Source organism: Gammaproteobacteria bacterium, from assembly GCA_028817255.1.
Lineage (GTDB): Bacteria > Pseudomonadota > Gammaproteobacteria > Porifericomitales > Porifericomitaceae > Porifericomes > Porifericomes azotivorans.
The window spans coordinates 1-14,877 of record JAPPQA010000115.1; the positions used below are offsets into that span (position 1 = coordinate 1).

Here is a 14,877-nt window from a genome sequence, read left to right on the forward strand (position 1 = left end):
CCTATTTTTTCAAAGATTTACATTTATTTTATGCAAAGTCAAGTTAAATCCGCCCCGGACAAACCCGCAAAGACGGCCTTTTGTCCGGGTGCGGATGCGACAAACCGGGGCGCAACGCAGGAGGACGAGCCATGAGCGGGAATAGCAATACGGAGCAACTGCAGGAAACGATCGAAGAGGGGTTCGCGCGATGCGAACAGCTCTCCCCCGACCGCGCCGCGGAGGCGCCCTTGCGCGAAGCCGTGCAACAGGCACTGGCGGAGCTGAACGAGGGGCGCCTGCGGGTGGCCGAGAAGCACGATGGCAAATGGCGGGTGCGCCAGTGGCTGAAAAAGGCCATCCTGTTGTCCTTTCGCCTGGAGGCGAACCGCCGCATTCCCGGGGGGTTCACCAATTACTATGACAAGGTCCGGCCCAAATTCTCCGATATGGAGGAAAAGCAATTCGCGGCGCTGGGCATTCGAGCAGTGCCGCCGGCGGTCGCCCGCTTCGGCAGCTACATCGCTCCGGGGGTGGTAATGATGCCCAGTTACGTAAACGTCGGCGCCTACGTGGGGAGCGGCACCATGATCGACACCTGGGCGACCGTAGGTTCCTGCGCGCAGGTCGGCAACGATGTCCACTTGTCGGGAGGGGTGGGCATCGGAGGCGTACTGGAGCCTCTGCAGGCCAACCCCACGATTATCGAGGACGGTTGCTTCATCGGGGCGCGCTCCGAGATCGTAGAGGGGGTTGTCGTCGGCGAGGGCGCGGTAATTTCAATGGGCGTGTACATCGGCCAGAGCACTCGCATATACAACCGGGAAACCGGGGAAGTCCGCCACGGCTACGTGCCTCCGGGAGCAGTGGTGGTGCCGGGGGCGCTACCGGCGAAAGATGGAACGCACAGCTTGTACTGTGCGGTGATCGTCAAGCAAGTGGATGCCAATACCCGCGACAAAACGGGGATTAACCGCCTGTTAAGGGACCTGTGACAGGGGCGCCTGCCGCATCCTCTCCAGGGCCTCCCTGACCTTGCCGGCAAGCCGGTCCGCAAGGTTCTCCACCTGGGCTTCTCCCGGGCCTTCCACCAGGATCCGCAAGACCGGCTCGGTCCCCGAGGGGCGCAGTACGACCCGGCCTGCGTCCCCCAGCTCGTCCTCGGCGCCGGCCACCGCTTCCTGTATTTCCGGCAAGGAGGAGATATGCTGCCCCTGCCGCGTCCGAATGTTGATCATCTGTTGAGGAAATTTGCGCATACCGGACTTCAGATGGCACAGGGAGCGGCCAGTGCGCCGCATGGCGTCCAGCACCTGAAGGGCGGACACGATGCCGTCGCCAGTGGGCATGTGGGCCATGGAAATGATGTGCCCGGAAGGCTCGCCGCCCAGTTTCAGCCCGCGTTGCAACAAGGCCTCGGCGATGTAGCGGTCACCGACGGGAGTCCGGTGCAATTCGAGCCCCAGGCGACGCAGGGCCTGCTCAAGGCCCAGGTTGCTCATCACGGTGCCGACCACCGTGCCGGCCAGTTCCTTGCGACGGGCACTGGCGATGACATACAGCAACTCGTCGCCGTCCAACAATTCGCCACGCTCGTCCGCCATGATCACCCGGTCGCCGTCGCCGTCCAGGGCAATCCCCAGGTCGGCGCCCTGGTTCTGCATCTCGCAGCGCATGAGCTCGGGCGAAACCGATCCGCAGTCGCGGTTAATGTTCAACCCGTCGGGTTCCACTCCGATGGCGGTGACCTGCGCCCCCAATTCCTCGAACAGCCGAGGCGCGACGCGGTAGGCAGCGCCGTGGGCGCAGTCCAGCACCAAACGTAATCCCTGCAGGTCCAACTTGTCCTTGAACAGGTTCTTGCAGAACTCAATGTAACGTCGCGGCGCGTTGCCGAGGCGGCGGGCCTTGCCCAGGCGTTCGGAGGCAACCGTGCGACAGGGTTCCTCCATGAGGGCCTCAATGGCGATCTCCGTCGCATCCGAGATCTTGCTCCCATCAGAGCGGAAAATTTTGATGCCGTTGTCGCAATACAGGTTATGCGAGGCGCTAATGGCGATACCCGCGCAGGCGCGCGTCTCTCTGGTGAGTACGGAGATCGCGGGGGTGGGCATCGGCCCCAGCAAGCACACGTCGGCGCCGGCGGCGGCCAGGCCCGCCTCCAAGGCCGATTCCAACAGATAGCCGGAGATGCGGGTATCCTTGCCGATCAGGACGTTGCCGCGCCGCCCGCCGCTCAGGACGCAACCGGCGGCCCATCCCAGCTGCAGGACGAACTCGGGGGTAATCGGCGCCTCGCCAAGCCGCCCGCGGATGCCGTCGGTGCCGAAGTACCGCTTGCGAGAACCGGCAATCCCGGGGGATGCGCCAGCCACCACCCGCGGCACCGTTTCCCGGGCTTTCACGTGGTGCCGGCCGATCCCTTGACCGGGGTCGGATTGACCGGGGGAGAAGGTCTCCTCTTTTTGGAGGCGCCGCGCCGCGCCGCCGGGGCAAACCCGCTACGCTCCTCGCCGGAGCCTTCCTCGTCGTCCCAATCGGCGGGAGGGCGCGGCGGCTTGCCGGACATGATGTCCTGAAGCTGGTCGTGGTCCAGGGTTTCGTATTTGATCAGCGACTCGGCCATCAGGTGCAGCTTGGGCATGTGGTCGCGCAACATCTTTTCGGCGCGCTGGTAGGCATGATCCACGATATCCCGAACTTCCTGGTCAATCACGTGCGCGGTTTCATCGGAGATGGCCTTGTGCCGGGCCACCGAGTGGCCCAGGAATACTTCGTCTTCCTCTTCGCTGTAGGTCAGGGGCCCCAGGCGCTTGGACAATCCCCACTTGGTCACCATGTTGCGGGCGAGTTCGGTGGCGCGCTGAATATCGTTGCTGGCCCCCGTGGTCACATGCTCCTTGCCGAATATCAACTCTTCCGCGATCCGCCCCCCGAACAAAGTGCAGATCTGGCTCTCCAGATGCTCCTTGCTGTAGCTGAGCCGGTCCGACTCCGGCAGAAACATGGTAACGCCCATGGCCCGCCCGCGGGGAATGATGGTCACCTTGTACACCGGGTCGTGCGAGGGCATCTGCAAACCGACGATGGCATGGCCGGCCTCGTGGTAGGCGGTCAGTTTCTTCTCCTCCACGCTCATGACCATCGAGCGCCGCTCCGCGCCCATCATGATCTTGTCCTTGGCCAGTTCAAACTCCTCCATGCGCACCTGCTCCCGGTCGGCGCGCGCCGCCAACAACGCCGCCTCGTTCACCAGGTTGGCCAGATCCGCGCCGGAAAAGCCCGGCGTACCGCGGGCGATCACGATGGCTTTGATGCCATCCGCCATTTTGATCTTGCGCATGTGGACCTTGAGGATCTGTTCCCGCCCGCGGATATCGGGCAACGGCACCGTAACCTGCCGGTCGAAGCGGCCCGGCCGCAACAGGGCGGGGTCCAGGACATCCGGGCGGTTGGTGGCGGCGATCACGATCACCCCCTCGGTGCCCTCAAAGCCGTCCATTTCCACCAGCAACTGGTTGAGCGTCTGCTCCCGCTCGTCGTGGCCGCCGCCCAGGCCCGCCCCCCGGTGTCGGCCCACGGCATCAATCTCGTCTATGAAGATGATGCAGGGGGACTGCTTTTTCGCCTGCTCGAACATGTCGCGCACCCGGGAAGCGCCCACCCCGACGAACATCTCGACGAAATCGGAACCGGAGATCGTGAAGAAAGGCACCTGCGCCTCGCCGGCGATCGCGCGGGCCAGCAGGGTCTTGCCGGTGCCGGGCGGCCCGACCATGAGCACACCCGCCGGAATCTTGCCGCCCAGGGCCTGAAACTTGGCCGGATTCTTCAGGAACTCCACCAACTCGGCCACTTCTTCCTTGGCCTCCTCGGCGCCGGCCACATCGTCGAAGGTGATCCGCACGCGGTCCTCGCTCAGCAGGCGGGCACGGCTCTTGCCGAAGGAAAGCGCGCCGCGCCCGCCCAGGCCGCTCTGCATCTGGCGCATGAAATAGATGAAGATCGCCAGCAACAACAGAATGGGCGACCAAGAAATCAGGGCGTGCATCCACAGGGAGTTGCGCTGCGGCTCCCTGCCTTTGATTTCCACGCCCTGTTCGAGCAGGACGCCGATCAGGGCATTGTTATCCGTCTCCGGGCTGTAGGTGGTGAACCGGGCGCCGTCGGTGCGCCAACCGGTAAGCACGCTGCCCTCCAGGGTAACCGATTCCACCCGCCCTTCCTTGACGTCGGCGATGAACCGCGAATAGGGAACCTCCAACGGCAACACGGGCTGCCCGAAGTTGCGAAACGTAGCGATCAACACGATCGAGATGATCATCCAGAGGAGCAGATTTCTTGCCATGTCCTTCCTACCCGCTGCTTTGGCCGCCGCCTGCCTCGTTGCATGGCGCCCGCCGACAAAGAGATTCTACCATGACTGCCCCTCGTTAACTACCGCAAGCCGGTCAAGCGCCGGGCCAGCAGATAGAATTCTTTCGACGAGCTGCGCGACGCCCGGGGCCGGCGCGCCGCGACCCCGCGGAAGCAGCCGGCCAGCCGTTCGCGGAACGCGGCGCACTCTTCTCCCTGAAACAACTTGATCAAGAGATCGCCTTCCGGGCGCAGGAACTGCCGGGCCATCTCCAGAGCGGCGTCCAACAAGGTTGCCATGCGCGCCTGGTCGGTGACCGCGATGCCGCTCAAGTCGGGGGCCAGATCCGATACGACCAAATCGCAGGGACGCCCCCCCAGCCACTCGCGACAACGGCCGCACAGCCCGGGGTCGCCCAACTCGCCCAGGGCGAATTCCACGCCCGGGATCGGCTGCATGGGGTTGCGGTCTATGGCCAACACCCGCCCCTGCCGGCCGACACGCTCGGCGAGGTACTGCGACCACCCGCCCGGCGCCGCGCCCAGATCCATAACCGTCTGACCAGGGCGCAACAGGCGGTCGCCGCGGTCGATCTCCATGAGTTTGAAGACGGCGCGGGAACGGTAGCCCCGGTCGCGCGCCATGCGCCAATAGGAATCGTGCCGCTCCTCCCGACGCACGGCTCGCCCTATCTCCGCCCGCCGCCACCCGCCCGGGCACGCCGGCAAGGGCGCTCATTGGTAGCGTACCCGAACCACTTCATAGTCCACCGCGCCCCCGGGGGCCTCCACCCGCACGCTGTCCCCCTCGTTCTTGCCGATCAACGCGCGGGCGATAGGCGAGGTCACTGCGATCCGCCCTTCCTCGATATCGGCCTCCGCCTCGCCGACGATCTGGTAGCTAACCTTTTTCTTTTCCTTGAGGTGCAGCAACTCCACGGCGGCGCCGAATACGATTCGGCTGCCGGCGTTCAGCTTGGCCACGTCTATAATCTGGGCATTGGCCAGCAACTCCTCCAGCATCGCGATCCGGCCCTCTACGAAACTTTGCTCCTCGCGTGCCGCATGGTATTCCGCATTCTCGCTGAGATCGCCATGCGCGCGGGCCTCGGCGATGGCATTGGTGATCCGCTTGCGCTCCACCCGCTTCAACTGCTCCATTTGTTGCCGCAGGCGCTGGGCCCCCTTTGCGGTAATCGGCGGTTTGCTCATCTTTCCTCCTGCCTAACGCGGTCAATGTCCGCAGGCCGGGGCACCGGAGTGCGGTGGAGTTCCTGCAGGCATGCGACGCGAAAGGAATCGCCGCATCGAATCGCCTGGGCGGCAGCCTGCGCGCCAGCAATGGTAGTCATGTAAAACACGCCGCGCAACAGTGCGGTACGGCGGATCGCATAGGAATCCGCGATCGCCTGCTTGCCCTGGGTGGTGTTCACGATAAACGCGATTTCGCCGTTCTTCAGCATGTCCACGATATGCGGCCGGCCCTCCTGCACCTTGTTGACCGCGCGGCATTCCAGCCCGCTGCGGCGCAACGCCGCGGCGGTGCCCCGGGTGGCGCACAATTGAAAGCCGATGGCGACCAGTTCGGCGCCGATCCGGCAGGCGGCGGCTTTGTCCGCATCGCGCACGCTGAGGAAAGCCCAGCCGTCCCGGGGGATATTCTTGTGCACCGCTTGCTGGGCCTTGTACAGGGCCTCGCCGAAATCCTTCCCAACCCCCATCGCCTCGCCCGTGGATTTCATCTCCGGCCCCAGCAGAGGGTCCACGCCGGGCAGCTTGTCGAAAGGAAACACGGCCTCCTTGACGGAAAAATAAGACGGCGACACGGAACCCGAAAGGCCCTGGTCGCGCAGTGTCGCGCCCATCATGCAGCGGACGGCGACCCGCGCCAGGCGGACACCGGTCGCCTTGGACACGAAGGGGATCGTGCGCGAAGCGCGGGGATTCACTTCCAGCACGTAGATATCGCCCCCGCGCACGGCGAACTGCACATTGACCAGGCCCACCACGCGCAGCGCTTCGGCCAAGCGCCGGACCTGGTCCGCCAGCTGCCGCTGAATCTCGCTGCCGAGGCTGTGGGCGGGCAGACAACAGGCCGAGTCGCCGGAATGGACGCCCGCCTGCTCGATATGTTCCATGATGCCCCCGATGAATACGTCCCGCCCGTCCGCCACGGCATCCACGTCCACCTCGATCGCATCCTCCAGAAAGCGGTCGAGGAGCACCGGGAACTGGCCGGATTGCAGAAAGGCCGTATGCAGGTATTCCTCGAGATCTTGCCGACTATAAACGATTTCCATCGCCCGGCCGCCGAGCACATAGGAAGGGCGCACCACCAGGGGGAAGCCGATCTCGCCGGCATGGCGCAAGGCGTCCTCCGCCGAGCGCGCCGCGCGGTTCGAGGGTTGGCGCAGGCCCAGCTGTCGGATCAGGTGCTGAAAGCGATCCCGGTCCTCGGCCAGGTCAATGGAGTCGGGGGAAGTGCCCACGATATGCATCCCCGCCCGCTCCAGGGCGCGGGCCAGGCGCAACGGGGTCTGCCCTCCGTACTGAACGATTATGCCGTCGGGCCGTTCGCGCCGCCCGATCTCCAGCACGTCCTCCAGGGTCAGCGGCTCGAAGTACAGCCGGTCGGAAATGTCGTAGTCCGTAGAAACCGTCTCGGGATTGCAGTTGACCATGATCGCCTCGTGGCCTTCCTCGCGCAGGGCCAGCGCGGCTTGTACGCAACAGTAGTCGAACTCAAGCCCCTGGCCGATGCGGTTGGGGCCGCCCCCCAGGATCGCGATCTTCTTGCGGCGAAAACCCGGATTCGCCTCGCATTCCTGCTCGTAACAGGAGTAGAGGTAGGCCGTGGTCGTGGGGAATTCCGCCGCGCAGGAATCAACCCGCTTGTACACCGGGAACAAGCCGGCCTCATGACGGCGGCTCCGGATCTGCGCCTCCTCCGTCTCCAAGAGGCGCGCCAGCCGGGCGTCGGAAAATCCCTTGCGCTTGAGCAGCCGCAGCCGCTCCGGCGACAGCCCTTCCAGCCCGGCATCGCGCGTCTGCCGCTCTTCCTGCACCAGGTCGCGTATTTGCTCCAGGAACCAGGGATCGATGCGGGCGCATTCATGCACCTGTTGCACGCTCATGCCCTGGCGGAAGGCGTCCGCGACATACCACAGCCGGCGGCTGCGGGGGATCCGCAACTCCTGGCGAATGCGATCCGGACTGGCCGCCTCCCCGCCGGCGCCCTGTTCGTCCAGGCCAGTCATCCCCGTCTCCAGGCTGCGCAGGGCCTTGTGCAGCGATTCCTGGAAGCTGCGCCCGATTGCCATCGCCTCGCCCACCGACTTCATCTGGGTGGTCAGGCGGTCGTCGGCCTGGGGGAATTTCTCGAAGTCGAAGCGCGGCATCTTGGTCACCACGTAGTCTATGACCGGCTCGAAGGATGCGGGCGTGGCGCCAGCGGTGATCTCGTTCGCCAACTCGTCCAGCGTGTAGCCCACGGCGAGCTTGGCGGCAACCCTGGCGATCGGAAAGCCGGTCGCCTTGGAGGCCAGGGAGGACGACCGGGAGACCCTGGGATTCATTTCGATCACGAGCAACGTCCCGTCCTCCGGATTGACGGCAAACTGCACATTGGCCCCGCCCGTGTCCACGCCGATCTCCCGCAGGACGGCGACGGCGGCATCGCGCATCCGCTGGTATTCCTTATCCGTCAGCGTCTGCGCCGGGGCGACGGTGATCGAATCTCCCGTGTGCAGCCCCATGGGGTCCACGTTCTCTATGGAGCAGACGACGATGCAGTTGTCCCGGCAATCGCGCACCACTTCCAATTCGTACTCCTTCCACCCCAGGACCGGCTGCTCCAGCAGCACCTCGCCGCTGGGCGAAACCCGCAGGCCGTGCTCGCACAACTCGGAGAACTCTTCGTGGTTGCAGGCCACTCCGCCGCCGCTGCCGCCCAGCGTAAAGGAAGGGCGGGCGATCACCGGGTATCCGATCTCGTCGCGCGCCTGCCGGGCCTGCTCCATGTCGGAGACGATTCGGGAAACCGGCATGGCCAGCCCCACCCGGAGCATCGCCTGGCGGAAAAGGGCGCGGTTCTCGGCCTTGGCGATGGCCTCGCGCGAGGCGCCGATCATGCGGACCCCGTGCCGTTTCAGGACCCCGAGCCGATCCAGTTCCAGGGCGCAGTTCAGAGCCGTCTGCCCTCCCATGGTGGGCAACAGGGCATGCGGCCGCTCCAACTCGACGATCCGGGCCAAGACCTGCGGGCATAGCGGCTCGATGTAGGTGGCATCGGCCACTTCCGGGTCCGTCATGATAGTGGCGGGGTTGGAGTTGACCAGGATCACCCGGTAGCCTTCCTGGCGCAGGGCGCAGCAGGCCTGGGTGCCGGAATAGTCGAACTCGCAGGCCTGGCCGATAACGATAGGGCCGGCGCCGATAACCAGCACGGACTCGATGTCGGTGCGCCTGGGCATCTAATGACCGGCGGCGGCGCGCCCGCCCTGGAGGGTCACTGGGCGCCTTCCTGCATCAAGGCGGTGAAGCGCTGGAACAAGGGGCGGGCATCGTGGGGGCCGGGACTGGCCTCCGGGTGCCCCTGGAAACCGAATGCGGGCGCCTCCGTATGTCGCACCCCCTGCAGGCTGCCGTCGAACAGCGAGCGGTGGGTGGGAGAGAGAGTGGACGGCAATGTGGCCTCGTCCACGGCAAAGCCGTGGTTCTGACTGGTGATCAGGACCCGGCCGGTCGCCAGTTCCTGCACCGGGTGATTGGCGCCGTGGTGGCCGAACTTCATCTTTACCGTCCTGGCGCCGGCGGCAAGCGCCAGCAGCTGGCACCCCAGGCAAATGCCGAACAGCGGCACGCGGGCCGCCAGCAATTCCCGCACCGTTTCGATCGCGTCCTTGCAGGCCGCCGGGTCGCCGGGCCCATTGGACAGGAACACGCCCTGCGGCGCCTGGGCAACGACCTCGCGCGCCGGCGTGGCGGCCGGCACGACCGTAACCCGGCAGCCCGCCGCCGCCAATCGGTGCAAAATATTGCTCTTGATCCCGTAGTCGTAGGCGATCACGCGCCAACCCCCGGGCGGCGCCCCGGCGGCCGCCTCCCCTTCCGGCTCCCGCTCGCGGCGGCCGGCGGCGCTTACCTCGCCGACCAGATCGCTGCCCTCGAGGGCGGTCGCCTGGCGGGCGGCGGCGACCGCCTGCCGGACATCCGCGCCGGCGCCAGTCACAATGCACCCCCGCATCGCCCCGCGCTCGCGCAACAGGCGCGTCAGGCAGCGGGTGTCCACCTCCGCGATCCCCACCACGCCGTGGCGCCGCAGATAGTCCGGCAGGGACTCGCGGCTGCGCCAGTTGCTGGGCTGCGCGGTCAGCGCCCGCACCACCAGCCCCCGTACATGAACGCGGGCAGATTCCTCGTCCTCCCGATTGGTCCCCACATTGCCGATGTGCGGCTGCGTGAAGGTGACGATCTGACCGTGGTAAGAGGGGTCCGTGATGATCTCCTGGTATCCGGTCGCCGCCGTGTTGAAAACCACTTCGCCCTCGGCACGGCCCGAGGCGCCGATGCCTCGCCCGGGGAAAACACTGCCGTCTTCGAGCGCCAGGATCGCCTGCGTCGTCATTGCTCCCTCCCGGAAAGGCGCACGGACCGCAGCCCGGGAATGCGGGCGCCCCGGGGACGGCCGTGCAATTAGCTCTGCCCCGCCGCCGCGAGGTGGCGGGGCAATCCCAACACGTCGCGCATATCGTAGAGTCCCGGCGGACGGGCAACCACCCAGCGGGCGGCGCGCACGGCCCCGTCCGCGAAGATCTCCCGGCTCTCGGCGCGGTGGCCGATCTCCACCCGCTCGCCGGGCAGGCCGAACAGCACCGTATGCTCCCCGACCGCAGAGCCGATACGGAGCGAAGCATACCCGATACTGCCGGGGTCGCGCCCGCCCGGGCCGCTTCTGCCGTACACCGCACAGGATTCGTGGCGCCGCCCCAGCGCCTCGCATACGATCCGGCCCATCTGCAGCGCAGTGCCGGAGGGCGCATCCCGCTTGCCGGAGTGGTGAGTCTCCACGATCTCAATCTCGGCCCGGTCTCCCAGGACCCGCGCCGCGGTCTCGAGCAGGCCGAAACAAAGGTTGACCCCGACGCTCATATTGGGAGCGAACACGACGGCAACCCGCTCGGCGGCGGCGGCGACCGCAGCCCGCTGCCGTTCCTCCAGGCCCGTCGTCCCGATCACCATGCGCACCCCCGCCTCCCGGCACCGGTCGGCAACGGCGCCAGTCCCCTCCGGTTGACTGAAATCAATCAGGACATCCGGGCGACTCTCAGGAAAATGCAGGGAGTCGGCAATGCGCAGGCCCAGCGTGTCGCCACCGGACCATTCGCCGGCATCTTTGCCAAGATGCGGCGAACCGGGACGCTCCGTCGCCGCTACGACCCGCGTCCCCGGCGCGCGCCGGCAGGCCGCGATGACAGCGCGCCCCATGCGCCCCGCCGCGCCGCTGACGGCCACTCGCATCTCCCCGCCAGACATGGTCTTATCCGCCCGCGTCCCTGAAGAATCCCTTGATGCGGTCCAGCCACTTGGAGCGGATCGGGCTATGACGCTTCTTCGTCGTTTGCTCCTCCAGTTCCCGCAGCAGTTCCTTTTGCCGGCGCGTCAGGTTGACGGGAGTCTCGACATGGACCTCGCAGTGCAGATCGCCGGGGCGCGCGGAGCGGGAAGAGCGGCTGATTCCCTTGCCCCGCAGCCGGTAAACGCATCCCGACTGCGTGCCGGCCTTGACCTGCAACATGACCCGGCCATCCAGAGTGGGCACCTCCACTTGGCCGCTCAGGGCGGCCGTGGCGACGCTGATGGGGACGCTGCAATACAGGTCGGCCCCCTTGCGCCGGAATACCGGGTGCGGCTTGAGCCGAATCTTGATGTACAGATCGCCGGGCGGGCCGCCGTACTCCCCGGCTTCGCCGGCGTTGGCAAGCCGCACCTGGTCGGCCTCGTCCACTCCCGCCGGTATCCGCACGGACATGGATTTCTCCTCCCGCACCCGGGCGGCGCCGCGACAGGCGGCACAGGGGTCGGAGATCACGCGGCCGCGGCCGCGACAATCCGGACAGGTCTGCTGCAGCGAAAAAAAGCCCTGCTGCATGCGCACCTGGCCGTTGCCGCCGCAGGTGGCGCAGAGGGTCGGACTGCTGCCGGGACGGGCGCCGCTGCCGCCGCACTGCCGGCAATGAACCAGCCGCGGGACGCGCAATTGCAGGGCCGTGCCCCTGGCCGCTTCCTCCAGGCCAATCTCCACTTCGTAGCGCAGATCCGCCCCGCGATAGCCTTGTTGCGCCCCCCTCGCCCTGCGGCGCCCGCCGCCCAGGAAGTCGGAAAAAATATCCTCGAAGATGTCGTTGACGTTGCCGGTAAAACCGGCAGGACCGCCGCCCGCCGCCGCCCCGGCGTGACCGAAATGGTCGTAGTTTTTTCTCTTGTCCGCATCGGAGAGGACCTCGTAGGCCTCCTTGACATCCTTGAAACGCTCCTCCGCCTGACGGTCCCCGGGGTTGCGGTCCGGATGGCATTTCATCGCCTGTCGGCGATAGGCCTTCTTGATCTCGCCCGCGCTGGCGTCGCGGGAGACCTGGAGCACCTCATAGTAATCGCGGTTGGACATATTCGAAACCCGACCCGCCGGGCGGTCTGCCAGGAGCGGCTACCGCGTCCGCCGTCGGAGAGCCGCCGCGGCTTGCCGCGGGAAGGGAAGCCGCGATGCCCTCACTCCCGCTTATCCTCTCGATCCTCCTTGCCGTCGTCGTCCGCGATCTCGTCGAAATCGGCATCCTGAACCCGCGCGCCGTTGCCGCCGCCATCCGTCGCGCGCCTCTCGGAGGAGGCGGAGGCGTCGTCCGCCCCGGGACTCTTCGTTTCCTGGGCTTCCTGGGCTTCCTGGGCTTCCTGGGCCTCCCGGGCCGCTTCCGACGACGACGCCTGCATCAATTTCTGCGCGATCTCGGCCAGCTTGCGGCAACTCTCCGCGAGGGCCTCCTTGTCGTCGCCCTGCATCTTCTCCTCTACCTCGCGCAACGCCGCCTTGGCTTCCTCCTGCAGGGCGGAATCCGCCTTCTCGCCCGCCTCCTGCAGCGAACGGCGCACCGTGTGGCACAAAGTGTCCGCATGGTTGCGGGCCTCCACCAACTCGCGCAGGACCTGGTCCTCCTTGGCATGGGTCTCGGCGTCCTCGACCATCCTCTTGATGTCGCCCTCCGAGAGGCCGCTGGATGCCTGGATGGAAATGCGCTCCTCCTTGCCGCTGCCCTTATCCTTGGCGGAAACGTGGAGGATGCCGCTGGCATCCATATCGAAAGTCACTTCGATCTGGGGCACGCCCCGCGGGGCCGGGCGAATACCGCTCAGATTGAAGCTTTGCAGAGACTTGTTGTCGCTGACCCGCTCCCGCTCGCCCCGCAGGACATGCACCGTGACCGTGTTCTGGTTGTCTTCCGCGGTCGTGAAGATCTGCTGCTTCCTGGTGGGAATCGTGGTGTTCTTCTCGATCAGCTTGGTCATCACCCCGCCCAGGGTCTCTATGCCCAGAGACAGGGGAGTCACGTCCAGCAGCAACAGATCCTTGACGTCGCCGCCCAATACGCCGGCCTGGATGGCCGCGCCCACGGCGACGGCCTCGTCCGGATTCACGTCCTTGCGAGGCTCGCGGCCGAAAAACTCCTGCACCTTTTTCTGTACCAGCGGCATGCGCGTCTGGCCGCCGACCAGGATCACTTCGTCTATTTCCGAGGCCGCCACGCCCGCGTCCTTGAGCACGGTGCGGCAGGGCTCGATCGTGCGCTCGACCAGTTCTTCCAGCAGGGACTCCAGCTTGGCGCGCGTCAAACGGATGTTCATGTGCTTGGGCCCGCCGGCGTCCGCGGTAATGTAGGGCAGATTGATGTCGGTCTGCTGGCTCGAGGACAATTCGACCTTCGCCTTTTCCGCGGCTTCCTTGAGGCGCTGCAATGCCAGGGAATCGTTGTGCAAATCAATGCCCTGATCCTTCTTGAACTCCCGGCACAGGTAATCAATGAGCCGCAGGTCGAAATCCTCGCCCCCGAGGAAGGTGTCGCCGTTGATGGCCTGCACCTCGAACTGGCGCTCGCCCTCCACCTCGGCAATCTCGATGATCGAGATGTCGAAAGTGCCGCCGCCCAGATCGTACACCGCGATCCTGGCGTCGCCGCGGCGCCGGTCCATGCCGTAGGCGATGGCGGCGGCGGTAGGCTCGCTGACGACCCGCTTGACGTCCAGGCCGGCGATGCGGCCGGCATCCCGGGTCGCCTGGCGCTGCGAGTCGCTGAAATAGGCGGGGACGGTGATCACCGCCTCCTTGACCGGCTGGCCCAGGTAATCCTCCGCGGTTTGCTTCATCTTCATCAGCACCCGGGCCGAAATCTCCGGCGGGGCCATTTTTTTGCCCTTGACGCCGACCCATGCATCGCCGTTGTCCGCGGCCACGATGTCATAGGGCACGATCTTGATGTCCTTTTGCACCTCCTCCTCTTCGTAGCGGCGCCCGATCAAGCGCTTGACGGCAAACAGCGTATGCTTCGGGTTGGTCACCGCCTGCCGCTTCGCCGCCTGCCCTACCAACACCTCCGAGTCATCGGTGAAGGCCACGATGGAAGGCGTAGTCCTGGCGCCTTCGCTGTTCTCGATGACCTTGGCACGCTCCCCCTCCAGCACCGCGACGCAGGAATTCGTCGTACCCAGATCAATGCCTATAATCTTGCTCATTCGCTACTCCTATTCAACAATCCACATGTCCGATCCCGATCCCGATCCCGATCCCGGGCCCGCCGCCGCCGCCAACCGCGCCCGGCGCTTGTCTCCGGTATCCCATATGGGGGCGGCAACGACGGATTGCAAGGCGCGCCGGGGGATCAGCGCGCCACCACAACCCGGGCGGGGCGAATCAGGCGGTCGCCCAGAGCATAGCCCTTCTGCATGACCGCCACCACTACGGATCCCCCCCCCTCTCCTTCTCGTTCGCCTTCCCCCTGCCTTTCCTGCATGGAAACGGCCTCGTGCCGCTCCGGGTCGAAACGGCCCCCGACGGGGTCTATGGCATCCACTCCGAATTTCTGCAGCAGGTCGCCGAACATCTTGACGGTCAACTCCATACCTTGCCGCAGGCCGGCAAAGGCTTCCGGCCCTTCGGCGGACTGCAAACCAAGCTCCATGCTGTCGAGAACGGGCAACAATTCGCGCACAAAGCGCTCCAGCGCGTATTTGCGGTAGTTTTCCAGGTCCCGTTCCGTGCGCTTGCGCAGGTTTTCCATCTCCGCGCGGGCCCGCAACATGGCATCCCGGTGCTCCGACTCGCTACGCTTCAAACTCTCCAGTTCTTCGCCCAGACGCTCGACGGTCTGTTGCAGGTCCGGCAGTTCCTCCCCCTCCGCCGAGGCCGGGGCAGCGTCCGTCAATATCTCCACAGGCGCGTCGCCCGCATCTTCCGGCGCCCCGGACGCAGCCGGTTCGGCCCCAGTATCTTCTTGC

11 protein-coding genes are annotated in these 14,877 nt (G+C 66.0%); 1 reads left to right on the forward strand and 10 read right to left on the reverse strand.

The window, feature by feature from the left end; genetic code table 11:
- The first annotated feature begins 131 nt into the window (after positions 1-131).
- Positions 132-974, forward strand: coding sequence for a 2,3,4,5-tetrahydropyridine-2,6-dicarboxylate N-succinyltransferase (gene dapD / locus OXU43_05230; protein MDD9824554.1), 843 nt, complete (start codon positions 132-134; stop codon positions 972-974).
- On the opposite strand, the gene glmM is transcribed toward dapD, so the two are convergent.
- The 10 genes from glmM to grpE form a co-directional block, all read right to left on the reverse strand.
- The gene (gene glmM / locus OXU43_05235) at positions 960-2,333 is read right to left on the reverse strand and encodes a phosphoglucosamine mutase (GenBank protein MDD9824555.1); all 1,374 of its coding nucleotides are present in this window, start codon (positions 2,331-2,333) and stop codon (positions 960-962) included. The two genes, dapD and glmM, sit on opposite strands and share 15 nt — an antisense overlap.
- Before the next feature lie 47 nt (positions 2,334-2,380).
- Positions 2,381-4,327: an ATP-dependent zinc metalloprotease FtsH gene (ftsH, locus tag OXU43_05240; protein MDD9824556.1), complete on the reverse strand. Its 1,947-nt coding sequence runs from the start codon at positions 4,325-4,327 to the stop codon at positions 2,381-2,383.
- A gap of 89 nt (positions 4,328-4,416) precedes the next feature.
- Positions 4,417-4,980, reverse strand: a complete 564-nt coding sequence (locus tag OXU43_05245; GenBank protein ID MDD9824557.1) for an RlmE family RNA methyltransferase — start codon at positions 4,978-4,980, stop codon at positions 4,417-4,419.
- 90 nt (positions 4,981-5,070) lie between these two features.
- Positions 5,071-5,547: a transcription elongation factor GreA gene (gene greA, locus OXU43_05250; protein MDD9824558.1), complete on the reverse strand. Its 477-nt coding sequence runs from the start codon at positions 5,545-5,547 to the stop codon at positions 5,071-5,073.
- Positions 5,544-8,807, reverse strand: a complete 3,264-nt coding sequence (carB, locus tag OXU43_05255) for a carbamoyl-phosphate synthase large subunit (GenBank protein MDD9824559.1) — start codon at positions 8,805-8,807, stop codon at positions 5,544-5,546. The genes greA and carB overlap by 4 nt, the downstream gene beginning before the upstream one ends.
- Before the next feature lie 35 nt (positions 8,808-8,842).
- Positions 8,843-9,961, reverse strand: a complete 1,119-nt coding sequence (gene carA, locus OXU43_05260) for a glutamine-hydrolyzing carbamoyl-phosphate synthase small subunit (protein MDD9824560.1) — start codon at positions 9,959-9,961, stop codon at positions 8,843-8,845.
- 68 nt (positions 9,962-10,029) lie between these two features.
- Positions 10,030-10,869, reverse strand: a complete 840-nt coding sequence (gene dapB, locus OXU43_05265; GenBank protein MDD9824561.1) for a 4-hydroxy-tetrahydrodipicolinate reductase — start codon at positions 10,867-10,869, stop codon at positions 10,030-10,032.
- A 4-nt stretch (positions 10,870-10,873) separates the two neighbouring features.
- A complete protein-coding gene (gene dnaJ, locus OXU43_05270; GenBank protein MDD9824562.1) occupies positions 10,874-12,001 on the reverse strand; it encodes a molecular chaperone DnaJ in 1,128 nt (375 codons plus the stop codon).
- Between the two features lie 101 nt (positions 12,002-12,102).
- Complete coding sequence (gene dnaK / locus OXU43_05275) at positions 12,103-14,115, reverse strand: molecular chaperone DnaK (GenBank protein MDD9824563.1); 2,013 nt, start codon at positions 14,113-14,115, stop codon at positions 12,103-12,105.
- Between the two features lie 146 nt (positions 14,116-14,261).
- The coding region (gene grpE, locus OXU43_05280) for a nucleotide exchange factor GrpE (GenBank protein ID MDD9824564.1) at positions 14,262-14,877 on the reverse strand (616 nt) is incomplete at its 5' end.